This is a genomic window from Stenotrophomonas sp. TWI1151 (assembly GCF_039673135.1).
Classification (GTDB): domain Bacteria; phylum Pseudomonadota; class Gammaproteobacteria; order Xanthomonadales; family Xanthomonadaceae; genus Stenotrophomonas.
The window spans coordinates 175,719-201,185 of record NZ_JBDJLA010000007.1 but is presented as its reverse complement, the minus strand read 5'-3'; the positions used below and the strand labels follow the sequence as shown (position 1 = coordinate 201,185).

Here is a 25,467-nt window from a genome sequence, read left to right as displayed (position 1 = left end):
GGGTGCAGTGTTTCGTGTAGACCCGCCGCGGGTTGGCGGCGTCCCCTCCCCCAATGACCGCCCCCCCCCCACCCGGGCCCCTCTACTGGCTGTCCCGGGAAACCGGTGCCTCGGCACCCTCGGTGTCGCCCGGATGGCGCGGCTCCGGCGGTGGCAGCTGTTCTTCCTTGGCGGTCTTGTGGCCCGGCAGGTCCGGCCGGGTTTCCATCAGCAGCGACAACGCGGCCTTGGCCATCATGTGCGCACTGATCGGTGCGGTGATGAACAGGAACACGGTGATCAGCAGTTCGCGCGGCTGCGGGTCTTCGCCGAGGAAGATGTGGTAACAGACCGAGCCGACCAGCACGCAGCCCACGCCCAGCGTGCTGGCCTTGGTCGGGGCGTGCAGGCGCTTGAAGAAGGTCGAGAGCTTCACCAGGCCGAGCGCGCCGACCAGGATGAAGAAGCAGCCGAACAGCAGCAGGATCGACAGCACGATCTGGATGAAGGTGATCATTCGACGATGTCCCGGCGCAGCACGAACTTGCTCAGCACCACCGTGCTGCCGAAGCCGAGCATGGCGATGATCAGCGCCGCTTCGAAGTACACCGCCGAGTTGAGGTACATGCCGAACAACATGAGTTCAGCGATGGCCGTCACCGACAAGGTGTCCAGCGCAAGGATGCGATCGGGCACGGTGGGGCCGCGCAGCAGGCGCCAGGTGGCCAGCAGCATGGCCAGGCCGACCACGTGCATGCACACCACCATCGTGGTCTGGATGAACATGTATCCGGTCATGGGAAGATCTCCATCAGCGGGGCTTCGTAGCGGGATTTGATCTGCCGGATCAGCGCATCCGGATCATCCAGATGCAGCACGTGCACCAGCAGATACCTGCGGTCATCGGACAAGGCCGCCGACACCGTGCCCGGGGTCAACGTGATCATGCTGGTCAACGCGGCGATGCCGTGGATGTTGGCGATATCCAGCGGCAGCCAGATGAAGCCGGGGTGGATGCGGCGCTCCGGCCCCAGCACCTGGATCGCGACCCGGATGTTGGAGATCAGGATGTCCCACAGGGTCACGAACAACAGCTTGGGGAGGGGCTTGAGCGAGCCGATCCGCGCGAACTCGCGGTCCAGCCGGGCGGCGAACAGCGGCACCACCACGCCCAGGATCATGCCGAGCACGAACTGGCCCAGGGTGAAGCTGTCGGACATCAACAGCCAGAACGCCACCACCATCACGCTCAGCGAGGGCGAGGGCAGGATGCGCTTGTACAGGGAAGGCTTGCCGGTCATGGCTGGCGGATCTCCGGCGTTGTGGCGCGCAGTTCACCCACGTAGTCCTGGGGCTGCAGCAGCTGGGTGGCCATCGCATCGGTGTGCTGCATCAGCGGGCCGGCGAACACGCTCATCGCGATGCCATAGCTGAGCAGCAGCGCGGCGGCGAACAATTCCACGGTGCGCGTCGGTGCCTTGCGCGGCTTGGGTGCGCCTTCTTCGACCACCGGCACGCGCCAGAACAGGCGGATGCCGCCGCGGGTCAGGCCGACGATGACCATCAGGCTGCTGCCCAGCACGGCGGCCCACACCGCCCAGGTGTACTGCGCGGGCATCCCGGCCAGCAGCGCAGCCTTGGCCAGGAAGCCGGACAGCGGCGGCAGGCCCGCGACCGACACCGCACCGATCAGGAACAGCACCGCAGGCGTTTCCTTGCCCGGCATCGGCGCGATGACTTCCTTGCGATCGCTGGCACCGCCGCGGCGGCGGCGGATCAGATCGGCAATGAGGAACAGCGCGGCGGCCACGAAGGTGCTGTGCGGCAGGTAGTAGAGGCCGGCCGAGAGCACTTCGGGCGTACGCACCGAGAAGGCGATGAACAGCGTCGCCGCCGAGACCACCACCAGGTAGGAGATCAGCACGCGCAGGCGTGCCGCAGCGAGCACGCCCAGGCCGCCCAGCACGAGGGTGGCCACACCGGCCCAGAGCAGCCACTGGCTGCCGTAGCCGGCCATCGGTCCGGCACCCTCGCCGAACCACAGCGTGCTGACCCGCAACACCGCGTACAGGCCGACCTTGGTCATGATCGCGAACAGCGCCGCCACCGCCGCCGGCGCACGCGCATACGCTTCGGGCAGCCACAGATACAGCGGCATCAGCGCGGCCTTGCTGCAGAACACCAGCAGCAACAGCCCCATGGTCGCTTTGACCAGGGTCAGGTGCGAGGCCGGCACTTCAGCGATGCGCTGGGACAGTTCGGCCATGTTGAGCGAGCCCAGCGAGGCGTACAGCAGGCCGAGTGCGATCAGGAACAGGGTCGAGGCGGTGACGTTGAACACCACGTAGTGCAGGCCGATGCGCATGCGCAGGCCGCGCCCGCCGCTGAGCAGCAGGCCATAGGAGGCGATCAGCATCACCTCGAAGAACACGAACAGATTGAAGATATCGCCGGTCAGGAACGCGCCGTTGAGGCCGACCAGCTGGAACTGGAACAACGCATGGAAGTGCGGCGCGCGCCGGTCCCAGCCCGAGCAGGCGTGCAGCAGGCAGGGGATGGCCAGCAGCAGCGTGGTCACCAGCATCCATGCCGAGAGGCGGTCGGCCACCAGCGCGATGCCCAGGCGCGAGGGCCAGTCACCCAGCAGGTACACCGCGATGCTGCCGTCAGCGGTCTGCGCGAACAGCAGCGCGACGGCCGCGGCGAGCGCGGTCAGCGTGGTCCACGCCACCGTGCGCTGCACCTTCGGCCCGTAGCGGCGATGCTCGACGAACAGCGAGCAGGCCGCGCCGAACAGTGGAATCAGGATGGGCAGGATCACCGCATGATTCATGCGCCGCCCTCCCGGCCCGGCGCGGTATCGGCAGGCAGCTCTTCTTCTTCGTGCGCGTCCACGTGGTCGCTGTGGTTGTCGCTGCGGCTGCGCATCGCCAGCACGATGCTGACTGCCGTCATCGCGAAGGCGATCACGATGGCGGTCAACACCAGCGCCTGCGGCAGCGGATCGGTGTAGTTGCCCAGGTCGCTGTCGATGCCCTCACGCAGCACCGGTGCCTTGCCCTGCACCAGCCGACCGCCGGCAAAGATCAGCAGGTTGGTCGCATACGACAGGAAGGTCATGCCGAGGATCACATCGAAGCTGCGCGCGCGCAGCAACAGGTAGATGCCGATCGCGCTCAGTACGCCGATGGCGCTTGCCAGAGCCAGTTCCATCAGTGCATCTCCCCGGTTTTTGCCGAACGGCGGTTGGGATCGATTTCGCCTTTACGGGCATTGCGGGTGCGCGAGGGCTTGATCGTGCCCATCATCGAGAGCATCAGCATCACGCCGCCGAACACCACCAGGTACACGCCGGTATCGAAGCCGATCGCACTGGCCAGCGGTACCTCGCCGATCAGCGGAATGTGCAGGTCCAGATGGCCGCTGGTCAGGAACGGCACGCCGAACAGCATCGACGCGCAGCCACTGAGGATGGCGATCAGCAGACCGGCACCGATGCAGCGGATGTAATCGAAGCCGAAGCGCGATTCCACCGAGGTGGTGCCCTGGATGACGTACTGGATCAGCAGCGGCACGGCCAGCACCAGGCCGGCGATGAAGCCGCCGCCGGGCGCGTTGTGGCCGCGCAGGAACAGGAAGATCGAGACGGTCAGGGTGAGCGGGAACATGATCTGGGCCAGATCGGCCGGCACCGGCAGCTTGATCGGCGGGCCGGGCATGATCTGTTCCGGCGCCATCCGCGAGCGGCGCAGCATGGCGTGCACCACCAGCGCGGCGATGCCGAACACGGTGATCTCACCGAAGGTATCAAAGCCACGGAAGTCGACCAGGATCACGTTGACCACGTTCTGCCCATACGCCTCCGGCAGCGCACGCGCCAGCAGCTCGCCGGCCATGGTGTTCGGCGGCAACGTCATGGCGGTGTAGGCCATCGCGGCCAGGCCGCCGCCGGCGACGATCGCGATCACCGCATCGCGCCGCTTGCGCCAGACCGACTTCTCCGGGGGCGACTGGATCGGCAGGTAGTTCATGCCCAGCAGCATCAGCACCAGGGTGACCATCTCCACCAGCAGCTGGGTCAGGGCCAGATCGGGCGCGGAGAGGAACACGAAGGTCAGCGAGACCATCAGGCCGACACCGCCGACCACCAGCACCGCCAGCAGGCGCTGCCGGTAGACGAACAGTGCGCCCAGCGCGCAGGCCATCATCACCAGCCACAGCGCCCAGCCCAGCAGTGGGATCGGCTGCGGCGAGGGCCAGTTGGGCGACGCCGGATTGGCCACGAACGGTGCGGCGGCGACGATGATCGCCACCACCACCAGCGCCATCAGCATGCGCTGCAGGCTGCCGTTGGCCAGGCCCTGGGTGAGCCGGTGGGCGAAGCCGAACACCAGGTCCAGCTGCTTGTGGAACAGGTTGCGGCCGATGCTGCGGCTGACCACCGCATGCAGGTTGATCAGGCGGCGCAGCCCGAAGTACAGCGCGATACCGCCAATGACGCCGGCGATGCTCATCATCAACGGGGTGTTGAAGCCATGCCAGACCGAGAGGCTGTAGGCCGGCATCGCCGCGCCGAGGATCGAGGAGGCGGCCGCGTGCAGCACCGGGGCGATGGTGATCGCCGGGGCGACGCCGACGGCCACGCAGACCACGACCAGGATCTCGACGGGCACCTTCATGAAGCGCGGCGGCTCATGCGGGACGCGGTCCAGATCATGCGGGCCTTTGCCGAAGAAGGTGTCGTGCACGAAGCGCAGGCTGTAGGCCACGCCGAACACGCCGGCCAGCAGTGCGGCGATCGACATCACCACGCGCATGGTTTCCGGACCGCCCGCGGTCAGCGCTTCGGCGAACAGCATTTCCTTGGACAGGAAGCCGTTGAGCAGCGGAATACCGGCCATCGCCAGCGAGGCGATGATCGCCAGCGCGCTGGTGATCGGCATCAACCGCCGCAGGCCGCCCAGCTTGCGCATGTCACGGGTGCCGGTCTCGTGGTCGATGATGCCCGCAGCCATGAACAGCGACGCCTTGAAGGTGGCGTGGTTGAGGATGTGGAACACGCCGGCCACCACCGCCATCGGTGTGGACAGGCCGAACAGCATGGTGATCAGGCCCAGATGGGAGATCGTCGAATAGGCCAGCAGGCCTTTGAGGTCATGCTGGAAGATCGCGTTCCAGGCGCCGATCAGCAGCGTGATCGCCCCGATGCCGCTGACCGTATAGAAGAACAGATCGGTGCCGGCCAGCGCCGGGTGCAACCGGGCCAGCAGGAACACGCCGGCTTTGACCATCGTCGCCGAATGCAGGTAGGCCGAGACCGGGGTCGGCGCGGCCATCGCGTGCGGCAGCCAGAAGTGGAACGGGAACTGGGCGCTCTTGGTGAAGATGCCGGCCAGGACCAGGAACAGGGCATACGGGTACAGCGAACTGGCGCGGATCAGATCGCCCGCGGCGAGTACGGCATCCAGTTCGAAGCTGCCCACGATGCGACCGATCAGCAGCACGCCGCCGAGCAGGGCCAGACCGCCGCCGCCGGTGACCACCAAGGCCATCCGGGCCCCCTCGCGGGCATCCTGGCGATGCGACCAGAAGCCGATCAGCAGGAACGAGCTGATGCTGGTCATTTCCCAGAACACCATCAACAGCAACAGGTTGCCCGAGAGCACCATGCCCAGCATGGCGCCCATGAACAGCAGCAGGTAGCAGTAGAAGCGGTGGGCGCTGTCGCGGGCACTGAGGTAGTAGTGGGCGTACATCACCACCAGTGCACCGATCGCCAGCACCATGCCGGCGAACATCCAGGCCAGGCCATCCAGGCGCAGTGAGAAGGCCAGGCCGATCTGCGGTATCCACTCCCCATAACTGCGGACGATCCCGCCGTCCATGATGGCCGGGGTCATCGTCGCCAACAGCGCCAGTCCTCCCAGCGGAGCGGCCGCGGCTACCCAGGCGGCCGTGGAGCGGGAGGTGCGGCGGAATGAAGCGACGGCCACTGCCATCAGGAAGGGCAGGGCGAGCAGCAGGAGCAGACTAGGATTCATGCAGGGAATGCGGGATTCACGAGCAGGTCGTTCAGTCTAACAGGCAGGCAATTGCTGCCGATACACCCGAATACGCCCTCAATTGCATGTAACGTGCGCTGATTCATTTTTTCAGGGCGGCGCGTGGCCCCATTCGGGCGCGTCGGCCGCCGTATGGAGACCCGCTGGCGACTTTGCCGAGTGTGGCCTCCCGGCGCCCGTCGAATCGGCTCGGGAACCAGTCGTCACAGGGGCTGCGGGACCGCGTGGGCGTGCACGAAGATGAACGGTGACCGTCGCTCGAAAGGCCACTGCGGACGATGCTGGACGGTCCGGCGTGGAGTGCCGGTGAGCGTCCTCGCTCGTTCAGGAAAAACCGGTCAGTAGCGCCAGTCCATCCGGCGGTAGAGCTTGGCCAGGACCCACAGCGGGCCGATCAGCAGGTAGACCAGATCGGTCAGGAAGCTCGGCTTGCGGCCTTCATGCTTGTGGCCGATGAACTGCGCGACCCAGGCCACGGCGAAGACCCCCAGGGCCAGCCAGAACAGGTTGACCAGGCCGATCTCGGCTTCCAGCAGCCGGCAGACGCAGCCGCTGACGAAGAAGAACGCCAGCATGCCGTAGCCCAGCGTGCGCGAGAGGCGGTTATAGAAGCACCAGGCGGCGAACATCGCCAGGCCGGCCCAGATCCCGTTCTGGAACCAGGTGATCAGCGGCGGCAGGCACCACAGCAGGGCAATCACCGACCACGCGATCGCCGGGACGGCCACGACGTGGATGCGCTGGTTCAGCGCATTGCGGTGATCGTCGGAATAACTGGCGAAATAGCGGTCGATCGGGCGTGCGACGGTGGTGGTGGCCATGTTCCCTCCCAGGATCTGCAGAGCATACCGCCCGTAGAGCCGACCGTTGGTCGGCTTGCTCTCACCCAGACGATACCCCTCGTGCTGCACGCGATAGGCCACCAACGTCCGCGGCAGTCGACCAGCGGTCGACTCTACGGCCGGGACCCCCGGCCATCACGGCCGGGGGCGCAGGCGAATCAGTCGACCGAGATACCGGCCAGGCGCTGCAGCGCCTCGGCGTACTTGGCCCGGGTGCGCTCGATGATCTCGGCCGGGATGCTCGGGCCCGGGGCGGTCTTGCCCCAGTCCAGCGTTTCCAGGTAATCGCGGACGAACTGCTTGTCGTAGCTCGGCGGGCTGGTGCCCACCTCGTACTCGTCAGCCGGCCAGTAGCGGGAGGAATCCGGGGTCAGCATCTCGTCCATGATGTACAGACGGCCATCGGCATCGGTACCGAACTCGAACTTGGTGTCGGCCAGAATGATGCCGCGCTCGCGGGCGTAATCGGCGGCGAAGGCATAGATGCGCAGGGTGGCGTCGCGCACGCGCTCGGCCAGGTCCGCACCGACCGCCTTCACCATCGCATCGAAATCGATGTTCTCGTCGTGGTCGCCGACGGCGGCCTTGGTCGAGGGGGTGAAGATCGGTTCGGGCAGCTGTTCGGCCTGGCGCAGGCCGTCGGGCAGCTCGATGCCGCTGATCTTGCCGGTGCGCTGGTAGTCCTTCCAGCCGCTGCCGATCAGGTAGCCGCGGGCGATCGCCTCGACCGGAACCGGCTTGAGCTTGCGGGTGACCACGGCGCGCTTGGCGTACAGGGCCGGATCGACACCCTCGGGCAGCACACTGGCGACATCGATGCCGGTCAGGTGGTTGGGCATCAGGTGCGCGGTCTTGGCGAACCAGAAGTTGGAGACCTGGCAGAGCATCTCGCCCTTGCCGGGGATCGGATCGGGGAGCACCACGTCGAAGGCTGACAGACGGTCGGTTGCGACCATCAGCAGGTAGTCCCCCGGCGGAGTGCCGGCGGGGAGCCGGTCGCGCGGAATGTCGAAAACATCACGCACCTTGCCGCGATGGCGCAAGGGCAGGCCGGGGAGATCGGATTGCAACAACGTGGTCGGCACGGGCACTCCTGAGGCTTCGTCATGACAGCTGTCCAGGGGACCCGGAGGGCCCGCACAGACAGCGGGCGGCCTAGTGTAAAGCGGGTTGGGCCCGCTGTGACGTAAAATGAGGATCCTTTGTCGCCTTGGCTGCCCAGACCACCATGCGCTGGTACGGAAAACTGCTCGGATTCATCGCCGGCGCCTTGTTGTTCAGGCCCAATCCGCTGTTCGGTGCCGTGGTCGGGCTGTTGCTGGGGCATGCCTTCGATGCCGACTGGTTCCGGCTGAACAGGGAAAACCCCTACCGCGAGCTGGGGCTGACCTCCGAGGCGACCGATGCCGAGATCGACCTGGCCTACCGCCGGCTGATGTCCCAGTACCACCCGGACAAGGTGGTCGGCGCGGCGCCGGAGCTGCGCCAGCAGGCCGAGCGCAAGTCGCGCCAGCTCAATGCCGCCTACGACCGCATCAAGACCCTGCGCAAGCGCTGAGTCCGCGCGGCGCCCCCTTTCCACCTCCCGAAGGCCCCGGCCATGTCCAACTGCATCATTGCCCCCTCCATCCTGTCCGCCGATTTCGCCCGCCTGGGTGAGGAAGTGGACAACGTGCTCGCGGCCGGCGCCGACTGGGTGCATTTCGATGTGATGGACAACCATTACGTGCCGAATCTGACCATCGGCCCGCTGGTCTGCCAGGCGCTGCGCAAGCACGGTGTGACCGCACCGATCGACGTGCATCTGATGGTGGAGCCGGTGGACCGGATCATTCCGGATTTCGCCGAGGCCGGCGCGACCTACATCAGCTTCCATCCGGAGGCGAGCCGCCACGTGCACCGCACGATCCAGCTGATCCGTTCGCTGGGCTGCAAGCCGGGCGTGGTGCTCAATCCGGCCACGCCGGTGGACATCCTGGACTGGGTGCTCGATGACCTGGACCTGGTGCTGGTGATGTCGGTCAATCCGGGTTTCGGCGGCCAGGCGTTCATTCCGTCGGCGCTGGACAAGGTGCGCGCGATCCGCAAGAAGATCGATGCCAGTGGCAAGGACATCCGCCTGGAGATCGACGGTGGGGTGAAGGCCGACAACATCGGGGCGATCGCCGCCGCCGGTGCCGATGCCTTCGTGGCCGGCTCGGCGATCTTCAATGCGAAGACCAGCTACCAGGACATCATCGCGCAGATGCGCGGCAACGTCGCCGCGGCGCGGGGCTGAGCCATGGAACCGGTGGCTGCCGTGACCATCCGCGTGGCCACCGCCGAGGATGCGGCGCTGATCCTGCGTTTCATCCGCGAGTTGGCGATCTACGAGAAGGCCGAGTCGTCGGTGCAGACCGACGAAGCGGGCATCCGCGCGAGCCTGTTCGGACCGGCGGCGAAGGCGCATGCGCTGATCTGCGAAGCCGATGGCGTGGCGATCGGGTATGCGGTGTATTTCTACAACTACTCGACGTGGCTGGGCCGCAACGGGATCTACCTGGAAGATCTGTACGTCAGCCCGGAGCGCCGCGGCAGCGGTGCCGGCAAGGCGCTGCTGCAGCACATCGCACGGATCGCGGTGGCCGAAGGCTGCGGCCGGTTCGAGTGGTCTGTGCTGGACTGGAATGCACCGGCGATCCAGTTCTACCAGGCCGCCGGTGCGAAGCCGCAAAGCGAGTGGACGGTGTACCGGATGGAAGGCGAGGCGTTGCGGACCTTCGCCGAAGGCTGAGCACCCGTAGAGCCGACCGTTGGTCGGCTGCCGCAGCCAACCCAGCCCGGTAGTGCCGACCGTTGGTCGGCTGCGCTTCTGGCGGGTCAAAAAAAAGACCGCACCATTGCTGATGCGGCCCTGGGAATAGCGGGAGGCTGATCCTGCCTCCATCCATCTTCCTTGCTATGGCCTTCCATTCTCCGGGGGATCGGTGACGCTTTGATGACGTTCACCGGCGGCCACGCCGTCCGCTGCTAGCCTTCGCTTCCCCACTCCCTGGAAGTACCGCATGAGCCGTCCCCATTGGCGTTTGATCCTCAACGGCAAGGCCACCGGCAATGAGGATGTGCGCGAGGCGGTCGCGGCGCTGCGTGAGCGCGGCGTGCAGCTGGAGGTACGGGTGACCTGGGAATCGGGCGACGCCGAGCGCTATGTGGCCGAGGCGATCGCGCATGGGGTCGATACAATCATTGCGGCCGGCGGTGATGGCACCCTCAGTGAGGTGGCCGAGACACTGGCGCACCGGGAAGAGGCCGCCGATGCATTGCCGTCGCTGGGGCTGCTGCCGCTGGGCACGGCCAACGATTTCGCCACCGCGGCGGAGATTCCCAATGAACCGCTGGCGGCGCTGGAGCTGATCGCGCAGGCGTCCACACGCCCGGTCGATCTGCTGCGCATCGATGCCGATGGCAAAGTGTGGTGGTGCGCGAACGTGGCCAGTGGCGGCTTCGGCACCGAGGTCACGGTGGAGACCGATGAGGGCTTGAAGAAAGTGCTCGGCGGCCTGGCCTACCTGGTCACCGGGGTATCGCGGCTGGGCCGGATCGATCCGATCCAGGCGCGGGTCCGGGCGCCGGGGTTCGAGTGGGCCGGTGGTTTCATCGCGCTGGGCATCGGCAACGGCCGCCAGGCCGGCGGCGGGCAGGTACTGTGCCCGGAGGCTCTGATTGATGACGGTCTGCTCGATATCACGGTGATCCCCGAGCTGAGCGGGGAGGTCGCCTCGACCTTTGCCGCGTTGGTCAAGGGCGGCAAGCGCGGCGCGCTGGAGCAGGTGGCCGAACGTGTGCAGGCGCCGTGGGTGGAGATCGAGGCCGAGGTGCCGCTGACGCTCAATCTGGATGGCGAGCCGGTCCAGGCCCGGCACTTCCGCATCGACTGCGTGCCGGGGCGGGTGAACCTGCATGTGGCGCTGGACAGCCCGCTGCTGTCCAGAGCCTGAGTCGCAGCGGCCGTTCTGCATACGGCTGGCGCGTGGTGGCGCCTGCCGGGCCCGGCTCACTTCAACAGGCGATCCAACAACCTGCCGGCCGCGTTCTCAACCGTCTGATCGGTGCGCCCGCCGAGACCCGTCGCGATGCCGCCCGACGTGACTGAGCGATCCTTGAAGGAAACGGGGAATGTCTGCATCCGTCGCAGTCGTCCCTGGCCCAGGTCCTGGTACTGGCCGAAGGAGGAGCTGATGTCAAAGCGGTTACCCACCGTCTGCCCTTCGCTCATGACTCTCTGCGCGATGAACGTCACCGGGCTTGATCGACCCGGCAACAAGGTGAAGCTTGGGTCGACCTGGTTGCCGGAGGCGATAGGGATGCCTTTTACGTTGTGCTTGCCCTGGCCGCCAAAAAGGCGATAGCCATAGCCATTGCTGTCGGTCGCGTTGAAGCTGCCGTGTTCGTAGTTCAATACCATTGGCTGCGATGACACGTTGCGCAACGTCATGGTTACCGTGACCTGCATGGTGCCGCGTCCCCGCTCACCCGCCCGGATCGAATCCAGACGCGCTTCGATATCGCCAAATCGCTCCAGTGCGCCGGTGTCGTCGGGCGCCGGCACGCCGCAGCGTTGGTTCAACGCTTCCAGCTGGGCACGCAGCTGTGCGTTCTCACGACGGAGCGCGTCGGCGGATTGTGCGTGGGCAGGCACGGCCTGACCGGCCAGCAATGCTGCCGCGGCAGCGGCCGACAGCAGCGACTGCTTCAAGGTGATTCCGTTCATGTGCAGATCCTCAATGCATGGACATGGCTGCGCCAAACAGGCCGAGCACGGTGAGATTGACCAGCACCCAGACGATGCCCGCAGCGAACAGGCTGGCCAAGGTGATCAACAACTGCTTGATGCCATCGGGGTTCCCCTTGCTTTGCGCATAGGCGAAACACAGGATCGTGCTGAGCAGGAACAGCACCACCCCGACGATGCCGATGATCGGCACCAGAGCGCAGACCCAGCCGATCCATCGCAGCGTCCTGGCCGTGCGCATCAGGCCTTCGGTTGCGCGACGCCCGGCTTCCTCGCGCACGAGGCGCTGCTGCAGCGCGTTCTGGACGTCGCTTTCATTGAGTTGATTCATGGATGATTCCCCTGTGGATTCCGAAACGATCAGCTGCCCAAAGCACGCCGTGCGCAGTCCTCCGGCGAAACGCACGGATCCTCTTCCGCTGGCTGCGCTGCCACCGCCGGATCGGGCGAGTAGGACGCCAGGACGCGTCCGCTGCGGTCCAGAAGCTGGACGTGCGTGACGTACGCATTGAGGCGTCGCTGGTTCAGATCCACAGACTGGACGAAGAAGTAGGTCCGCAGCCGGGGTTTGCTGTTCCATCGGCTACGAAGCCCTTCAAGCTCGCGGGCAACCGCTTCGTCAGCGACCGGGGCGAGCTGAACCTGCGCAGAGTTGCCCCAGGTGTAGGTGTACTCCGGAATGTCCATGAAGTAGCGATACTTGCCGCCGTTGAATTCGCCGACCGGGAAGCCCTTCCGCTCGAAGTCATAGGCCTGCAGGTCGGCATCCTCCAGTTCGCTCCAGAAATACGGCGAGCGGCCCGCGTCTGCGATGCCCTGTTCGAGCTGCGGGCGAAGCGCCACCATCAGGTCCTTGCGGCGGAAGGTATCGGCCGTGCCGCGGTATTCCTGCGAGGCGAGGCTGGCCATCGTGTCGAAATCCGTCGGCAGCTTGGACGTGGCGGCATAAAGAAACATCACCTGTTGGCCGCTATCCAACTTGCGATACTCAGTCAGCGGCTTGGCCAGGTCGGCTTGGGGAAGCGGGGTGCGTGCCGTTTTATCTGCGCTTGCCTGACCCTCGGCCGCAGGGGTGTTGCTGTCGTTATCGGCGCTCGGGGGTGCTGCATCGTCTTTGCCGTTGCAGGCGACAAGCAGCAGGGACAGGGTGAGTGCGGTGGAAAGTGATTGCAGTGCGGAGAGGGCCATGGCGTCCTTGACGTGGTGATGGGATGGCGGCAAATCTGCGTCCAGAGGCGCAGCGACGCAGGTCGTGAACATGACTTGACGAACAACACAGGAGGTGGTTGTGAAAGCGGAGCTTATGGAGGAGCTGTACGCCGGGGTCACCGATCCCGAGCGGATGCAGTCATTCGTTGAACGGCTCGGGCGCGCGGTTGGTTGCCACTCGGGCAGCGTGACCCTGCGGGACGTGCAGGGTGGGCGTCACGTGGCGCTGGTTGCGGCCGGTGCGATGGCGGACCCGCGTACGGTGGAGCGCTTCAACGAAGACACGCTGTATTCGGTGGACAACCTCTGGTTCAACCGGGCCGCGCCTACGATGCGGGCTGGCAGTGTCATCGTCAGCGACCGGGTGGCCACGCTGGAGGAGATGCGCGGAACGCGGTATTACCTGGATTTCCTGCGCCAGATCGACACGCTGCGCTCGGTGGCGCTATGTGCCTCGCGCAAGCCGGATCAGGTCACCATGTTGACCTTCGTGGGAACCGAGCGGCGGGGCGATTTCGATGCACGTGAGGTGGCACTCTGCGAAGCGTTGGCACCGCACTTCGTCAACGCCTTCGAGTTGCGCCAGTCACTGCAGGACGCGTGGCGCCAGGCAGGGACGTTGGCCCTGTTGCTTCTCGATGAGAACCTGCGGCCGGTGTCGGTGAATGCCGGGGGGGAGGAGATGCTGCTGGGTCGTGTCCTGCGTGTGCGCCGCAAGGCGGCATTGGAGCCGGTACATCCGGCCTCGCGTGCAGGCTGGAATGCCCTGGTCCGGCGCCTGGCGCTGCGGGGCGGTCCGGCGCAGGACCCCGGGGAGGATATCGTCGCCCTGCATGATGTCGATGGGCTACTGGCAGGCTTCGCGTCGCTCAGGCCTTACGGAAAGTACATCCCCGGCACCGGTACCGCCCGCTTTGTCATGACGGTCAACACGCTCGTGCGCCGTTCGTCTGCCGGGCTGTCCACCACCCTGCGCGAGCTTTTCGGCCTGACCCCGGCCGAAGCCACCCTGGCCGTGGCGCTGCATCACCAAGGCGAGCTGTCGGCCGCCGCCACGATCTGCGGCATCGGTGTCGGAAGCGCGCGGACCCGCCTGCAGAGCATTTTCGAGAAGACCCGTCTGCATCGGCAGGTGGACCTCGTCAGGATGCTGGATACCCTGAACGGTATGTTGGCCGCCGAGCGGCCGATGCCCCTGTACTGACGCTGGAGGCGCCAGTGCGGGCGCCGCGTCGGGGGCTGGCGTGCCTGCCTGCGGCGCGGGACGGGGTTCCCCCCCGCGCCGGGCTGCGGTACAGTCGCCGGGTGTCCATTCTGACGACCCCGCATACCCTTTCTTCCGCTCGCCGTTGGTGGCGATGGTGGCCTGTTGCCGTCGTCCGTCCCGCCACCGCCGTTTCCCGGAAGGAAAGTCGTCTTGATTACGCTCGAGCAGTTCCAGCAGCAGGCCGCTGAAGGCCACACCCGCATCCCCGTCGTCCGTGAAGTGCTGTCCGACCTGGACACGCCGCTGTCGGTCTATCTGAAGCTCGCCGACGGCCCGCATACCTATCTGTTTGAATCGGTCGAGGGCGGCGAACGCTTCGGGCGCTATTCCATCATCGGCCTGCCGGCACGCCGGGTATATGCCTTCCACGGCCATACCCTGACCATCAGCGAGTCCGGCACCGTGGTGGAAACCCGCGAGGTCGCCGACCCGTTCACCGAGGTCGAGGCGCTGCGCAGCGCCCACTCGGTGCCGAAACTGGCCGGTCTGCCGGGTTTCACCGGCGGCCTGGTCGGCTGGTTTGGCTTTGAGTGCATCGGTTATATCGAACCGCGCCTGGCCCCGCCGCGTGGCCGCGATGAGTTGGGCACGCCGGACATTCTGCTGCTGCACTCCGAAGAACTGGCGGTATTCGACAATCTCAAGGGCCGCCTGTACCTGATCGTGCACGCCGACCCGGGTCAGCCCGGGGCGTGGGACCACGCCCAGGCCAAGCTGGATGCGCTGGTCGCCACATTGCGCGCCCCCGGCGCCGGCTACCCCGCGCCGATCACGCGCGACGTGCTGGACGAGAACGATTTCGTCTCCGGCTTCACCCGCGAAGGCTTCATTGCCGCGGTCGACAAATCCAAGGAATACATCCGCGCCGGCGACATCTTCCAGGTGGTGCTGAGCCAGCGCCTGAGCGTGCCGTTCAAGGCGCGCCCGGTGGATGTGTACCGCGCGCTGCGTGCGCTCAATCCCTCGCCGTACATGTATTTCCTCGATACCGGCGACGTGCAGGTGGTCGGCTCCTCGCCGGAAATCCTGGTGCGGCTGCAGGACGGGGAAGTCACCGTGCGTCCGATCGCCGGCACCCGCCCGCGCGGCGCGACGGTGGAGGAAGACAACGCACTGGAAGTGGAACTGCTGGCCGATCCCAAGGAACGTGCCGAGCATCTGATGCTGATCGATCTCGGCCGCAATGATGCCGGCCGCGTGTCCAAGGCCGGCACGGTGGAAGTGGGCGAGCAGTTCGTGATCGAGCGCTACAGCCATGTCATGCACATCGTCAGCGAGGTCACCGGGCAGCTGCAGCCGGGCCTGAGCTATGCCGACGTGCTGCGTGCGACGTTCCCGGCCGGCACCGTCAGCGGCGCGCCGAAGATCCGCGCGCTGGAAGTGATCCGCGAGCTGGAGCCGATCAAGCGCAACGTCTACGCCGGCAGCATCGGCTACATCGGCTGGCATGGCGATGCCGATACCGCGATCGCGATCCGCACCGCGGTGATCAAGGACGGTCGCCTGCACGTGCAGGCCGGCGCCGGCATCGTGTACGACTCCGACCCCGGCAAGGAATGGGACGAGACGATGAACAAGGGCCGCGCGCTGTTCCGTGCGGTCGCGCAGGCGGCCAAGGGCCTGTAACGCACTGCTGCCGAACGGCCTGACACGTGCACGGTTGCGTGCACGCCACTTCCCCATTCAAGACGGACCCTGACCATGTTGTTGATGCTCGACAACTACGACAGCTTCACCTACAACCTCGTGCAGTACCTGCAGACGCTGGGCGCCGAGGTCAAGGTGGTGCGCAACGACGCGTTGAGCGTCGATGAAATCGCCGCGCTCGCGCCCGAGCGCATCGTGATTTCGCCCGGCCCGTGCACGCCGAACGAAGCGGGCGTGTCGCTGGAGCTGATCCGCCGGCTCGGCCCGACCACGCCGATCCTGGGCGTGTGCCTGGGCCACCAGAGCATCGGCCAGGTGTATGGCGGTGACGTCATCCGCGCCACCAACATCATGCACGGCAAGACCTCGCCGATCCGGCATGAAGGCAAGGGCGTGTTCGCCGGCCTGCCGGACCGCTACCAGGCCACGCGCTACCACTCGCTGGTGGTCGACAAGACCACGCTGCCGGCCTGCCTGGAAATGACCGCCTGGACCGAGAACGAGGACGGCTCGATCGAAGAGATCATGGGCCTGCGCCATCGCGAACATCCGGTCGAGGGCGTGCAGTTCCACCCCGAGTCGATCCTCACCGAGCATGGCCACGCCCTGCTGAAGAATTTCCTGCAGCGCTGAGCGCGCCGCACCTGCACCACAAAGGACCCCGCATGACCTTCTCCCCCCAGGAAGCCCTGCAGCGCACCATCGAGCACCGCGAGATCTTCTTCGACGAAATGGTCGACCTGATGCGGCAGATCATGCGCGGTGACGTGTCGCCGGTGATGACCGCCGCGATCCTGACCGGCCTGCGGGTCAAGAAGGAAACCATCGGCGAAATCGCCGGTGCCGCCACCGTGATGCGCGAGCTCGCCCTCGCGGTACCGGTGGAGGACAAGACGCATCTGGTGGATATCGTCGGCACCGGTGGGGATGGTTCGCACACCTTCAACATTTCCACCTGCGCGATGTTCGTGGTGTCTGCGGCCGGGGCCAAGGTGGCCAAGCATGGCAACCGCAGTGTTTCCTCCAAGTCCGGCAGTGCCGATGCAGTCGAGGCGCTGGGCGCGATCATCGATCTGCAGCCGGAGGAGGTCGCGCGCGCGATCACCGAGACCGGCATCGGCTTCATGTTCGCGCCGATGCACCACCCGGCGATGAAGGTCGTCGCACCGGTGCGACGCGAGATGGGCGTGCGGACGATCTTCAACATCCTCGGCCCGCTGACCAATCCGGTCGGTGCGACCAACGTGTTGATGGGCGTGTTCCATTCGGATCTGGTCGGCATCCAGGCGCGCGTGCTGCGCGAACTCGGGGCCGAGCGCGCGCTGGTGGTGTGGGGCCGCGACAACATGGATGAGATCTCGCTCGGCGCCGGGACACTGGTGGGCGAACTGCGCGACGGCAAGGTGCGCGAGTACGAGATCCATCCGGAAGATTTCGGTATCGCGATGTCGGCCAGCCGCAACCTCAAGGTCGGCGGTCCGGAAGAATCCATCGCGATGCTGCGTGGCGTGCTCGACAACCAGCCCGGCCCGGCGCTCGACATCGTGGCGCTCAATGCCGGCGCCGCGCTGTACGTGGCCGGTGTCGCCGACAGCATCGCCGATGGTCTGGCCCGTGCCCGTGCGGTGCTGGCCGATGGCAGTGCGCGCTCGCGGATGGAGCAGTACGTCGCCGCCACCCGCCGCATCCGCGGGGCCGTCTGAGCCCGCGTTTTCCGAATTCAGCGGGGCTGGTCGATAATGGCCGGCCTCCAGGACCCCAATGACATGAGCGACATCCTCGATACCATCCTGGCCCGCAAGGCCGAAGAAGTCGCCGCACGCCGGGCCCAGGTGCCGCTTGACGCACTGATCGCGCGCGTGGAGCAGGCTCCGCCCGTGCGTGGCTTCGCGGATGCGCTGCGCGCCTCGATCACCGCGGGCAACCCGGCCGTGATCGCCGAAATCAAGAAGGCCAGCCCCTCCAAGGGCGTTATCCGCCCGGACTTCCATCCGGCTGATATCGCGGTGAGCTACGAATTCGGCGGGGCCAGCTGCCTGTCGGTGCTGACCGACGTGGATTTCTTCCAGGGCAGTGATGCCTACCTGCAACAGGCCCGCGACGCCTGCACGCTGCCGGTGCTGCGCAAGGACTTCGTGATCGATGCCTACCAGGTGTATGAAGCGCGTGTGCTCGGCGCGGACTGCATCCTGCTGATCGTGGCCGCCCTGGACGACCGCCAGCTGGCCGAGCTGTCCGACCTGGCCATGCAGCTGGGCATGGACGTGCTGGTGGAAGTGCACGACATCGACGAGCTCGAGCGCGCCATCCAGGTGCCGGTGCCGCTGATCGGCATCAACAACCGCAACCTGCGTACCTTCGAGGTGTCGCTGCAGACCACGCTGGACATGCGCCAGGCCGTGCCGCGCGACCGCCTGCTGGTCACCGAAAGCGGCATCCTCGGCACGGCCGATGTCACCGTGATGCGCCAGGCCGGGGTCAACGCGTTCCTGGTCGGTGAGGCCTTCATGCGCGTGGAAGAGCCCGGCGAGGGCCTGCGTCAGCTATTCTTCAGCGCATGACAGCGATCTACCCAACGCCGCGCGACGACGCCCCGCTGGTGGTCTTCGATTTCGATCACACCCTGTATGACGGCGATTCCGGCAGCCATCTGTTCGCCTGGCTGATCAAGCGCAACCCGCTGCGGCTGCTGGCCGCCCTGATTGCCACGCCGCTGCTCGGCCCGCTGGTGGCATTCCTGCCCACCCGCCGCCGCGGCATCTCCGGCTATGTGTGGATCGCCACGTTTGGCCTGCACCGGGCGCGCGAGTTCAACAAGGTGATCGATCGCTACGTCCTCAAGCACGAAGCCGATATCCGCCGCCGCCTGCTGCCCGTGGCGCTGGAGGTGTTCGCGCGTCACCGCGCCGCTGGCGACCGCGTCGTGGTCGCTACCGGTGCACCGCCGGAACTGGCCCGCGCGATCCTGGCCTTCGTGGCGCACCAGGGCGTGCCGGTGATCGGCAGTGAGGTCGGGCCGTTCTTGGGCGCGGTCATCGCCACCCGCCACTGCCACAACGAAGAAAAGATGCGGATGCTGCGCGAGCGCGGCTACGGCGAGATCGACGTCGCCTACTCCGACAGCAGCGCCGACCTGCCGCTGCTGCTGGCCGCGGCGGCGCCGGTGGTGGTCAATCCGAAGGCGTCCCGGGTGGACTATTTCCGCCAGGTGCTGCCGCCGGGCACCCCCGTGCTCAACTGGGGCTGCGTGGATCGGGCCGGCGATCCGGTCTGATTCACCGCTGAAAATCCCTGAAACGGTGTCGCGTCCGGCTCAGCCTGCGCGCCACTGCACGATGGCATGGCCGATCTGGAACAGGCTGATGCCCAGCACCAGCACGCCGACGGCCACCAGCACCCAGCGTTCCTTGACCTTTTTGACCAGAATCGCGGCCACCGGCGCGGCCATCATGCCGCCGATCAACAGGCCGGCCACGATGTTCAGGTACTGAACGCCCATGGTCAGCAGGAAGGTGATCGACACCGCCAGGGTCACCACGAACTCGGCGGCATTGACCGTCCCGATGGTGGTGCGGGCCTTGCCACCGCGTGCGAGCAGGGTGGACGTCGCCACCGGGCCCCAGCCGCCACCGCCACTGGCATCCAGCAGGCCGGCGACGAAGCCCAGCAGCGGGACGCGCTTCACTTCCTGGGCCGGCAGCATCCGGCCGGCCGCGCGCAGCAGGATGAAGATCGCCAGCACCAGCAGATACATATAGATGAAGGGGCGGATCACGTCGCCGGGCAGCTGGGTCAGCACGTAGGCGCCGACCACCCCACCGACGGCGCCAGGCAGGGCCAGGCGCAGGAACAGCCGACGGTCCACATTGCCCGCGACCAGGTGCGAGACCCCGGACGCCCCGGTGGTGAACACCTCCGCGGTATGGATGCTGGCGCTGACCGCGGCGGGCGGCAGGCCCATGCTGAGCAGGACCGAGGAAGACACCAGCCCGAACGCCATGCCCAGCGCGCCGTCGACCAGCTGTGCGCCGAGGCCGATCAGGATGAACCAATAGAATTCACTGCCAAGTTCCATGCGAACAGCCTAGCGGCAAATGGGCAGGTAGTGCCGACCGCTGGCCGGCGACCCGGGGTAGTCAGGGCCCGGGGGAGGCCGGGTGGCGTGTCCAATCGCGTGCCGGATAGCCGAACGGATAGCTGACCGGATAGCTGGCCGGATAGCCGGCCGGATAGCCGACCAACGGTCGGCTCTACCGCGCGGGGTCAGCGGGTGCCGTACAGGACCACGGTCTTGCCGCGGGCATGCAGTTGCCCGTCGGTCTGCAGCTTCTTCAGCACGCGGCCGGCCATTTCACGCGAGCAGCCGACCAGACGGGCCAGTTCCTGGCGCGAGACGCGCAGCTGGGTGCCCTGCGGGTGGCTCATCGCCTCCGGCTCGCGGGACAGATCGTGCAGGGTCCGCACGATGCGGTCGGTCACATCCAGGAACGCCAGGCGGCTGGCCTTCCTGCTGGTATCGAGCAGGCGCTTGGAGAGCTGCTGGCCGATCGAGTAGAGCAGGCGCGGCGCATCGGCCGAGAGCGGGCCCAGGAACAGCTGATGGAGGCGCTCGTAGCTGATCTCGGCCAGTTCGCACGGGGTGCGGGTGCGGAGGATCACCTCGCGCCGGTCCGATTCGACGAACAGCCCCATCTCACCGACGAACTCTCCCGAGCCGAAGTAGCCCAGCACCAGCTCACGATCGTCATCTTCCTCAGCCATTATTGAGACTGATCCACTGATCACGTAGTAGAGCGTGCCGGCCGGATCGCCAGGTCGGAACACGTCGGTACGGGCGGGGTAACGGCGGCGGTGGCTGTGGGCCAGGAAGCGATCGATTGTTGCGATATCCAGGGCCAATGGACTTGTGGCAAGGCGCACAGTTGACACGTTGAGGCGCTCCGATTGCTCATGAAGAATTCACGGCTATGTGCCGGGAGCTTAACGATCCGAATTGTTAAGGGCAAACCGAGCACAGGTACTCGTTTCAATGCAAGTTTCGCCCCCGATCACTTTGCCCCATAATTACTTCTTTCCCACCACACACAGGATCGACCGCCGTGGTCAAGCCGTTGCCTCGCCTGAGGTTGCAGGGTTTCAACAACCTCACCAAGGCGTTGAGCTTCAACATCTATGACGTCTGTTACGCCCGCACCGAAGAGGAGCGTCAGCGTTACATCGAATATATTGATGAAGAGTACAACGCCGATAGGCTGACTCAGATCCTGACCGACGTTGCCGAGATCATCGGCGCGAACATCCTGAACGTGGCCCGCCAGGACTACGACCCCCAGGGTGCCTCGGTGACGATCCTGATCTCGGAAGAGCCGGTGATCGACAAGAAGCAGGCCGGCAAGGAGCTGATCTCCGACGCTGTGGTCGCGCACATGGACAAGAGCCACATCACCGTCCATACCTACCCGGAAACCCATCCGCAGGAGGGCATCGCCACGTTCCGCGCGGACATCGATGTGGCCACCTGTGGCGTGATTTCCCCGTTGAAAGCGCTGAACTACCTGATCGAGAGTCTGGAATCGGACATCGTGATCATGGATTACCGCGTGCGTGGCTTCACTCGTGACGTGAAGGGCAAGAAGCACTACATCGATCACAAGATCAACTCGATCCAGAACTTCCTGGCCAAGAACATCAAGTCGCGTTACGAGATGTTCGACGTCAATGTCTATCAGGAAAATATCTTCCACACGAAGATGCATCTGAAGGATTTCGATCTGGACCAGTACCTGTTCGAAGAGAAGGCCAAGAACCTCTCGTTCAAGGAACGCATGAAGATCGAGGCGCTGCTGCGTCGTGAGATCGAAGAGCTGTTCCATGGGCGCAATCTGGCCGAGTAAGGCACTTCGCGATGTTGTCCGGGCCTGGCCCGGGCAACCTCGTTCAGGCGGGACGGCCCGCCCTGTGGAACCGGTGTTTGCGCAAAACCCGGTTCCACGGTAGCTACCGACGACGGTCCGGTGTGAAAACACCGGGCCGTTTTGCTTTTGTTAACCCAAGGAATCCCCCATGCCCTGGATCTATCTTCTCGTCGCCGGTCTGTTCGAAATCGGCTTCGCCATCGGAATGAAGTACTCCGAAGGCTTCAGCAAGCCCCTTCCGACGCTGGCCACCGTCGCGGCCGCCCTGGTCAGCCTGTACCTGATGAGCCAGGCGATGAAATCCATTCCGGTCGGCACGGCGTACGCGATCTGGACCGGGATCGGCGCATTGGGCGTGGCGATGCTGGGCATCTTCCTGTTCGGCGACAGCGCCTCGCCGTCGCGGCTGGCCTGCATCGCGTTGATCGTGGCCGGGGTGATCGGCCTGAAGCTGGTCTCGGGGTAACGCCCTCGCATTCGCGCTGGCGCTCCCACGGTTCGCTGTGCGAACCGTGGGCCCCCGGCTCACTGAACACCCATACCCCTGCCGCTTCGCGGCGCCCCCCTGACTCAGGGGGGCTTTTCACCCGATGCACGCGGCGCGGTGGAGGCTTAAAGGCGGTACGCGATGGTCTTCATGACCTTGGAGGCCAGCGCCATCACCGACGGGATCGGGGCGGGCAGCCTGCGCGCGCCGGCATGCTCGGCATGGTCGGCGTGGCGGGCTTCGTCGATCTTCATCACCTTGATCACCTCGCGGCTGCGCAGGTCGGCCGGGGGCAGGGTATCCAGGTGTTCGTCCAGATGCGCTTCCACCTGGCGTTCGGTTTCGACCACGAAGCCCAGGTTCCAGCCATCCCCGCGCAGGCCCGCCAGGGTGCCGATGGTGTAGCTGCCGGCATACCAGATCGGATTGAACAGGCTGGGACGGCTGTCCAGTTCGCGCAGGCGCTGGGCACACCAGGCCAGGTGGTCGGTTTCTTCCTGGGCGGCGTCGAGCAGGTGGGCGCGGGTTTCCGGCTCACGGGCGACTGCGGCCTGGCCGAAGTACAGGCCCTGGGCGCAGACCTCACCGACATGGTTGATGCGCATGAGACCGGCGGCGTGGCGGCGCTCGGGCGCGGCCATCTGCACGTCCGGGGTGTCCTCGGCGGGGTAGGGGCGGCTGGCCGGCGGATTGCCGAACACGGTATCCAGCGCCCGCTGGGCTTCGGTCAGCAGGTGGTCGAGCGGCGTGATCTGGCGGAGCGCGGTCATGGCAGGAAGTGTCGCGGCGGGGGACTGTCGATTCTCGCCCCCCGGGGCCGGTGTGCCAAGCCGGGATCAGGGTCAACTTGCATGTGGCGGGGATGGCCAGTACACTCCCGCCTCTTCACAACGCGTGGCAGAGTTCCGGCCGTACTGCGCCGTAATGAGCCCGACCTACTAGAGTTCTTTCATGAGCACTTTCACTGCAAAGTCCGAGACCGTCCAGCGCGACTGGTATCTCGTCGACGCATCCGGCAAGACGCTGGGCCGTCTGTCCACCGAGCTGGCCCGCCGTCTGCGCGGCAAGCACAAGCCGGTTTACACCCCTCACGTTGATACCGGTGATTACCTGGTTGTCATCAATGCAGAAAAGATTGCCGTCACCGGCAACAAGCTGCAGGACAAGCTGTATCACCGTTTCACTGGCTACATCGGCAACCTGAAGACCGAAACTCTGGCCCAGGCGCTTGAGCGCCACCCGGAGCGTGTCATCGAGACCGCCGTCAAGGGCATGCTGCCGAAGGGCCCGCTGGGCCGCGCCATGTACCGCAAGCTCAAGGTGTACTCGGGTTCCGAGCACCCGCACGCCGCTCAGCAGCCTCAGGTTCTGGATATCTAATCATGGCTATCACGCAAAACTACGGCACCGGCCGCCGCAAGTCCTCCACCGCCCGCGTGTTCCTGCGCAAGGGCGCCGGCAACATCACCGTCAATGGCCGTCCGCTGGACGAGTTCTTTGGCCGTGAGACTGCACGCATGATCGTGCGTCAGCCGCTGGAACTGACCAAGAACACCGAAAGCTTCGACATCATGGTCACCGCCGCTGGCGGTGGTACCACCGGTCAGGCCGGTGCGATCCGTCTGGGCATCGCCCGTGCGCTGGTCGAGTACGACGAAACCCTGAAGTCCGAGCTGCGCAAGGCTGGCTTCATGACCCGTGACGCCCGTGAAGTCGAGCGTAAGAAGGTCGGCCTGCACAAGGCACGTCGCGCCACCCAGTTCTCCAAGCGCTGATCCATCGCGCCTGGCGTGGGATCCTTCGGGATCCCGCTGGGGGGTACGCAAAAGCCCGGCTTCGGCCGGGCTTTTGTCGTTTCCGGGGGTGGGTTTCGTCCCCGCAGATCGCTTGGTCGTCAGGTGGATGCAGCGAGGGATGGCGACGCTTCCGGCGGCACTGCTGCGCTCGCCGCTGTTTCATAGGGGCGGCGGTGGCGGTAGTGTCGACCGCTGGTCGGCTGCTTTCGTGGCCCGGCATGGGCAGGGTGTCGGCCGTCCACCCTCTTTCTGGTGAAACAGCCCCCTTGGAGTGCAAGGGGGCGCGCCGTCAGGCGCGGGGATGTGGAGGCAAAGAAGGCTGGCCCCAACCTTGCTCCGCAAGGTTGGGGCACTGGGCGCCATGCGCCCAGTCAGCCGCCCAAACAAAACAAAAGGCCTGATCTTTCGATCAGGCCTTTTGTTTTGTTTGGCTGCCCCGGATGGATTCGAACCACCGAATGCCTGAGTCAGAGTCAGGTGCCTTACCGCTTGGCGACGGGGCAAAATGTGCGTGCAATTATTGCACTTTTTCCCTGAAAAACCAAGCGAACTTGGTGGCTATGGGTGGACTCGAACCACCGACCCCAGCATTATGAGTGCTGTGCTCTAACCGGCTGAGCTACATAGCCTCAGGGAGCCGGTAATTCTGGAGATGTATTCGGAATCTGTCAACACTTTTTCACCGCGCTTGTGAGTGGGCAGCGGGCGTGGCACAGTCCCGATCAGTAGATTTTTCTAGGAGTCCGCATCGTGATCGATCCGGACGGCTATCGACCGAACGTCGGTATTGTGCTGATGCGGCAGGATGGGCAGGTTTTCTGGGCACGACGTGTGCGCCGGGATGGCTGGCAGTTCCCGCAGGGCGGCATGAACACCGACGAGACGCCTGTCGAAGCCATGTATCGCGAGTTGCAGGAAGAAACCGGGTTGTTGCCGGAGCACGTTGAAGTGCTCGGGGCGACGCCGGGTTGGCTTCGCTATCGGCTGCCGGCACGGGCCATCCGCCGCAATGAACGGCAGGTCTGTATCGGCCAGAAGCAGGTGTGGTTCCTGCTCCGGCTGGCCGGGGACGAATCCCACGTCACCCTGGACCATACCGACAGCCCCGAGTTCGACCAGTGGCGTTGGGTCGATTTCTGGTACCCGGTCGAACATGTGGTGATGTTCAAGCGGGGCGTCTATGCGCGTGCGCTGCGCCATCTGGCGCCGCTGGCACGGGGGGTGGCCGGGCCGGGGGTGGAAACCATGCCCAAGTCCGCGCAGGAAGCCTGGATGCCTGGCAATGCCGCCGGTCACGATCGGCCGCGCAAGCGCACCACGCCCAAGCGGGGTGGTGGCTACTGGCCGCGCAGCAAGGCCAAGGGCGAGCCGGGCGCCGTCTGAGCGCTGCTGGCGGCTCTGACCCGTATCGAGAATGATTCAGGTTCGAAATTGACAACCATTCGCATTTCGATTGGAATAGCAGCAGGCCGATCCGGGCCTGCCTGCCGAG

At 65.7% G+C, this 25,467-nt stretch carries 29 protein-coding genes and 2 tRNA genes; 15 read left to right on the top strand and 16 right to left on the bottom strand.

Going from position 1 to position 25,467, the window contains the following annotated elements; translation table 11 throughout:
- Positions 1 to 82 precede the first annotated feature (82 nt).
- The 8 genes from ABE422_RS10950 to ABE422_RS10915 all read right to left on the bottom strand — a co-directional run bounded on the left by ABE422_RS10950 (position 83) and on the right by ABE422_RS10915 (position 7,968).
- Positions 83 to 496, bottom strand: a complete 414-nt coding sequence (locus ABE422_RS10950) for a Na+/H+ antiporter subunit G (protein WP_123729953.1) — start codon at positions 494 to 496, stop codon at positions 83 to 85.
- Positions 493 to 777 (bottom strand): K+/H+ antiporter subunit F, encoded by a 285-nt coding sequence (locus tag ABE422_RS10945; protein WP_070472350.1) that lies wholly within the window; start codon positions 775 to 777, stop codon positions 493 to 495. The genes ABE422_RS10950 and ABE422_RS10945 overlap by 4 nt, the downstream gene beginning before the upstream one ends.
- Positions 774 to 1,280 (bottom strand): Na+/H+ antiporter subunit E, encoded by a 507-nt coding sequence (locus tag ABE422_RS10940; protein WP_313211054.1) that lies wholly within the window; start codon positions 1,278 to 1,280, stop codon positions 774 to 776. Before ABE422_RS10940 ends, ABE422_RS10945 begins: the two co-directional genes overlap by 4 nt.
- Positions 1,277 to 2,812, bottom strand: coding sequence for a monovalent cation/H+ antiporter subunit D (locus tag ABE422_RS10935; RefSeq protein ID WP_123729955.1), 1,536 nt, complete (start codon positions 2,810 to 2,812; stop codon positions 1,277 to 1,279). The genes ABE422_RS10940 and ABE422_RS10935 overlap by 4 nt, the downstream gene beginning before the upstream one ends.
- Entirely contained in the window at positions 2,809 to 3,192 is a 384-nt protein-coding gene (locus ABE422_RS10930; protein ID WP_019185295.1) for a Na+/H+ antiporter subunit C, read from the bottom strand. The genes ABE422_RS10935 and ABE422_RS10930 overlap by 4 nt, the downstream gene beginning before the upstream one ends.
- Positions 3,192 to 6,020, bottom strand: a complete 2,829-nt coding sequence (locus tag ABE422_RS10925; RefSeq protein WP_313211055.1) for a monovalent cation/H+ antiporter subunit A — start codon at positions 6,018 to 6,020, stop codon at positions 3,192 to 3,194. Before ABE422_RS10925 ends, ABE422_RS10930 begins: the two co-directional genes overlap by 1 nt.
- A 359-nt stretch (positions 6,021 to 6,379) precedes the next feature.
- Entirely contained in the window at positions 6,380 to 6,862 is a 483-nt protein-coding gene (locus ABE422_RS10920) for an Mpo1-like protein (RefSeq protein ID WP_121040632.1), read from the bottom strand.
- A 179-nt stretch (positions 6,863 to 7,041) separates the two neighbouring features.
- A complete protein-coding gene (locus ABE422_RS10915) occupies positions 7,042 to 7,968 on the bottom strand; it encodes a phosphoribosylaminoimidazolesuccinocarboxamide synthase (RefSeq protein WP_019185298.1) in 927 nt (308 codons plus the stop codon).
- 143 nt (positions 7,969 to 8,111) lie between these two features.
- Between ABE422_RS10915 and ABE422_RS10910 the strand changes: the two genes are divergently transcribed.
- The 4 genes from ABE422_RS10910 to yegS all read left to right on the top strand — a co-directional run bounded on the left by ABE422_RS10910 (position 8,112) and on the right by yegS (position 10,860).
- Positions 8,112 to 8,441, top strand: coding sequence for a DnaJ domain-containing protein (locus ABE422_RS10910; protein WP_123730837.1), 330 nt, complete (start codon positions 8,112 to 8,114; stop codon positions 8,439 to 8,441).
- A 42-nt stretch (positions 8,442 to 8,483) separates the two neighbouring features.
- Entirely contained in the window at positions 8,484 to 9,161 is a 678-nt protein-coding gene (gene rpe, locus ABE422_RS10905; protein ID WP_070426117.1) for a ribulose-phosphate 3-epimerase, read from the top strand.
- Positions 9,162 to 9,173: 12 nt separating this feature from the next.
- Positions 9,174 to 9,656 carry a GNAT family N-acetyltransferase gene (locus ABE422_RS10900; protein ID WP_313211079.1) on the top strand — a complete coding sequence of 161 codons (483 nt, stop codon included), beginning with the start codon at positions 9,174 to 9,176 and terminating at the stop codon, positions 9,654 to 9,656.
- Between the two features lie 271 nt (positions 9,657 to 9,927).
- Entirely contained in the window at positions 9,928 to 10,860 is a 933-nt protein-coding gene (gene yegS, locus ABE422_RS10895; RefSeq protein ID WP_346465890.1) for a lipid kinase YegS, read from the top strand.
- A gap of 56 nt (positions 10,861 to 10,916) precedes the next feature.
- Here the strand turns inward: yegS and ABE422_RS10890 are convergent, their stop codons facing one another.
- Genes ABE422_RS10890 through ABE422_RS10880 form a run of 3 tightly spaced genes read right to left on the bottom strand, consistent with a single transcriptional unit; the run spans position 10,917 to position 12,842 of the window.
- Positions 10,917 to 11,633, bottom strand: coding sequence for a hypothetical protein (locus tag ABE422_RS10890; protein ID WP_313211057.1), 717 nt, complete (start codon positions 11,631 to 11,633; stop codon positions 10,917 to 10,919).
- Between the two features lie 10 nt (positions 11,634 to 11,643).
- On the bottom strand, positions 11,644 to 11,985 hold the full coding sequence (locus ABE422_RS10885) for a hypothetical protein (protein ID WP_346464434.1): 342 nt from the start codon (positions 11,983 to 11,985) through the stop codon (positions 11,644 to 11,646).
- Between the two features lie 29 nt (positions 11,986 to 12,014).
- The gene (locus ABE422_RS10880; protein ID WP_346482952.1) at positions 12,015 to 12,842 is read right to left on the bottom strand and encodes a DUF4852 domain-containing protein; all 828 of its coding nucleotides are present in this window, start codon (positions 12,840 to 12,842) and stop codon (positions 12,015 to 12,017) included.
- A 100-nt stretch (positions 12,843 to 12,942) separates the two neighbouring features.
- On the opposite strand from ABE422_RS10880, the gene ABE422_RS10875 reads away from it, so the two are divergent.
- The 6 genes from ABE422_RS10875 (at position 12,943) to ABE422_RS10850 (ending at position 19,051) form a co-directional block, all read left to right on the top strand.
- Positions 12,943 to 14,067: a hypothetical protein gene (locus tag ABE422_RS10875; protein ID WP_313211060.1), complete on the top strand. Its 1,125-nt coding sequence runs from the start codon at positions 12,943 to 12,945 to the stop codon at positions 14,065 to 14,067.
- Between the two features lie 213 nt (positions 14,068 to 14,280).
- Positions 14,281 to 15,756, top strand: a complete 1,476-nt coding sequence (gene trpE / locus ABE422_RS10870) for an anthranilate synthase component I (protein WP_313211061.1) — start codon at positions 14,281 to 14,283, stop codon at positions 15,754 to 15,756.
- 75 nt (positions 15,757 to 15,831) lie between these two features.
- Positions 15,832 to 16,410, top strand: coding sequence for an aminodeoxychorismate/anthranilate synthase component II (locus ABE422_RS10865; protein WP_070472319.1), 579 nt, complete (start codon positions 15,832 to 15,834; stop codon positions 16,408 to 16,410).
- A gap of 32 nt (positions 16,411 to 16,442) precedes the next feature.
- Complete coding sequence (trpD, locus tag ABE422_RS10860; RefSeq protein WP_313219435.1) at positions 16,443 to 17,480, top strand: anthranilate phosphoribosyltransferase; 1,038 nt, start codon at positions 16,443 to 16,445, stop codon at positions 17,478 to 17,480.
- Positions 17,481 to 17,543: 63 nt separating this feature from the next.
- The gene (trpC, locus tag ABE422_RS10855; protein WP_346465888.1) at positions 17,544 to 18,338 is read left to right on the top strand and encodes an indole-3-glycerol phosphate synthase TrpC; all 795 of its coding nucleotides are present in this window, start codon (positions 17,544 to 17,546) and stop codon (positions 18,336 to 18,338) included.
- Positions 18,335 to 19,051 (top strand): haloacid dehalogenase-like hydrolase, encoded by a 717-nt coding sequence (locus ABE422_RS10850; RefSeq protein WP_259258839.1) that lies wholly within the window; start codon positions 18,335 to 18,337, stop codon positions 19,049 to 19,051. The genes trpC and ABE422_RS10850 overlap by 4 nt, the downstream gene beginning before the upstream one ends.
- A gap of 39 nt (positions 19,052 to 19,090) precedes the next feature.
- Here the strand turns inward: ABE422_RS10850 and ABE422_RS10845 are convergent, their stop codons facing one another.
- Entirely contained in the window at positions 19,091 to 19,852 is a 762-nt protein-coding gene (locus tag ABE422_RS10845; RefSeq protein WP_313219437.1) for a sulfite exporter TauE/SafE family protein, read from the bottom strand.
- Positions 19,853 to 20,040: 188 nt separating this feature from the next.
- Positions 20,041 to 20,706 (bottom strand): cAMP-activated global transcriptional regulator CRP, encoded by a 666-nt coding sequence (crp, locus tag ABE422_RS10840; RefSeq protein ID WP_088433580.1) that lies wholly within the window; start codon positions 20,704 to 20,706, stop codon positions 20,041 to 20,043.
- A gap of 170 nt (positions 20,707 to 20,876) precedes the next feature.
- Here crp and speD point away from each other — a divergent pair, with 170 nt between their 5' ends.
- Positions 20,877 to 21,671 carry an adenosylmethionine decarboxylase gene (gene speD, locus ABE422_RS10835; protein ID WP_019185315.1) on the top strand — a complete coding sequence of 265 codons (795 nt, stop codon included), beginning with the start codon at positions 20,877 to 20,879 and terminating at the stop codon, positions 21,669 to 21,671.
- Between the two features lie 169 nt (positions 21,672 to 21,840).
- Positions 21,841 to 22,158: a quaternary ammonium compound efflux SMR transporter SugE gene (sugE, locus tag ABE422_RS10830; RefSeq protein WP_070472306.1), complete on the top strand. Its 318-nt coding sequence runs from the start codon at positions 21,841 to 21,843 to the stop codon at positions 22,156 to 22,158.
- A gap of 146 nt (positions 22,159 to 22,304) precedes the next feature.
- On the opposite strand, the gene coq7 is transcribed toward sugE, so the two are convergent.
- Complete coding sequence (gene coq7, locus ABE422_RS10825) at positions 22,305 to 22,949, bottom strand: 2-polyprenyl-3-methyl-6-methoxy-1,4-benzoquinone monooxygenase (protein ID WP_313211066.1); 645 nt, start codon at positions 22,947 to 22,949, stop codon at positions 22,305 to 22,307.
- 181 nt (positions 22,950 to 23,130) lie between these two features.
- Between coq7 and rplM the strand changes: the two genes are divergently transcribed.
- Together rplM and rpsI are read left to right on the top strand one after the other, a co-directional pair.
- Positions 23,131 to 23,559 (top strand): 50S ribosomal protein L13, encoded by a 429-nt coding sequence (gene rplM / locus ABE422_RS10820; RefSeq protein WP_017354548.1) that lies wholly within the window; start codon positions 23,131 to 23,133, stop codon positions 23,557 to 23,559.
- A gap of 2 nt (positions 23,560 to 23,561) precedes the next feature.
- On the top strand, positions 23,562 to 23,954 hold the full coding sequence (gene rpsI / locus ABE422_RS10815; protein WP_017354549.1) for a 30S ribosomal protein S9: 393 nt from the start codon (positions 23,562 to 23,564) through the stop codon (positions 23,952 to 23,954).
- A gap of 449 nt (positions 23,955 to 24,403) precedes the next feature.
- Here the strand turns inward: rpsI and ABE422_RS10810 are convergent.
- Together ABE422_RS10810 and ABE422_RS10805 are read right to left on the bottom strand one after the other, a co-directional pair.
- Positions 24,404 to 24,478 (bottom strand) — tRNA-Gln (locus ABE422_RS10810).
- 49 nt (positions 24,479 to 24,527) lie between these two features.
- Positions 24,528 to 24,604, bottom strand: a tRNA-Met gene (locus tag ABE422_RS10805).
- Between the two features lie 121 nt (positions 24,605 to 24,725).
- Between ABE422_RS10805 and ABE422_RS10800 the strand changes: the two genes are divergently transcribed.
- Complete coding sequence (locus ABE422_RS10800; protein WP_313211067.1) at positions 24,726 to 25,358, top strand: RNA pyrophosphohydrolase; 633 nt, start codon at positions 24,726 to 24,728, stop codon at positions 25,356 to 25,358.
- The last annotated feature ends 109 nt before the right edge of the window (positions 25,359 to 25,467 follow it).

Coding starts and splice junctions, on each gene's coding strand:
- ABE422_RS10935 (WP_123729955.1), bottom strand. CDS start 2,812: ATGAATCATGCGGTGATCCTGCCCATCCTGATTCCACTGTTCGGCGCG.
- ABE422_RS10945 (WP_070472350.1), bottom strand. CDS start 777: ATGACCGGATACATGTTCATCCAGACCACGATGGTGGTGTGCATGCAC.
- yegS (WP_346465890.1), top strand. CDS start 9,928: ATGAGCCGTCCCCATTGGCGTTTGATCCTCAACGGCAAGGCCACCGGC.
- ABE422_RS10950 (WP_123729953.1), bottom strand. CDS start 496: ATGATCACCTTCATCCAGATCGTGCTGTCGATCCTGCTGCTGTTCGGC.
- trpC (WP_346465888.1), top strand. CDS start 17,544: ATGAGCGACATCCTCGATACCATCCTGGCCCGCAAGGCCGAAGAAGTC.
- ABE422_RS10940 (WP_313211054.1), bottom strand. CDS start 1,280: ATGACCGGCAAGCCTTCCCTGTACAAGCGCATCCTGCCCTCGCCCTCG.
- ABE422_RS10885 (WP_346464434.1), bottom strand. CDS start 11,985: ATGAATCAACTCAATGAAAGCGACGTCCAGAACGCGCTGCAGCAGCGC.
- ABE422_RS10850 (WP_259258839.1), top strand. CDS start 18,335: ATGACAGCGATCTACCCAACGCCGCGCGACGACGCCCCGCTGGTGGTC.
- ABE422_RS10890 (WP_313211057.1), bottom strand. CDS start 11,633: ATGAACGGAATCACCTTGAAGCAGTCGCTGCTGTCGGCCGCTGCCGCG.
- ABE422_RS10920 (WP_121040632.1), bottom strand. CDS start 6,862: ATGGCCACCACCACCGTCGCACGCCCGATCGACCGCTATTTCGCCAGT.
- ABE422_RS10930 (WP_019185295.1), bottom strand. CDS start 3,192: ATGGAACTGGCTCTGGCAAGCGCCATCGGCGTACTGAGCGCGATCGGC.
- rpe (WP_070426117.1), top strand. CDS start 8,484: ATGTCCAACTGCATCATTGCCCCCTCCATCCTGTCCGCCGATTTCGCC.
- trpD (WP_313219435.1), top strand. CDS start 16,443: ATGACCTTCTCCCCCCAGGAAGCCCTGCAGCGCACCATCGAGCACCGC.
- sugE (WP_070472306.1), top strand. CDS start 21,841: ATGCCCTGGATCTATCTTCTCGTCGCCGGTCTGTTCGAAATCGGCTTC.
- ABE422_RS10880 (WP_346482952.1), bottom strand. CDS start 12,842: ATGGCCCTCTCCGCACTGCAATCACTTTCCACCGCACTCACCCTGTCC.
- ABE422_RS10865 (WP_070472319.1), top strand. CDS start 15,832: ATGTTGTTGATGCTCGACAACTACGACAGCTTCACCTACAACCTCGTG.
- rplM (WP_017354548.1), top strand. CDS start 23,131: ATGAGCACTTTCACTGCAAAGTCCGAGACCGTCCAGCGCGACTGGTAT.
- ABE422_RS10845 (WP_313219437.1), bottom strand. CDS start 19,852: ATGGAACTTGGCAGTGAATTCTATTGGTTCATCCTGATCGGCCTCGGC.
- ABE422_RS10925 (WP_313211055.1), bottom strand. CDS start 6,020: ATGAATCCTAGTCTGCTCCTGCTGCTCGCCCTGCCCTTCCTGATGGCA.
- rpsI (WP_017354549.1), top strand. CDS start 23,562: ATGGCTATCACGCAAAACTACGGCACCGGCCGCCGCAAGTCCTCCACC.
- ABE422_RS10910 (WP_123730837.1), top strand. CDS start 8,112: ATGCGCTGGTACGGAAAACTGCTCGGATTCATCGCCGGCGCCTTGTTG.
- coq7 (WP_313211066.1), bottom strand. CDS start 22,949: ATGACCGCGCTCCGCCAGATCACGCCGCTCGACCACCTGCTGACCGAA.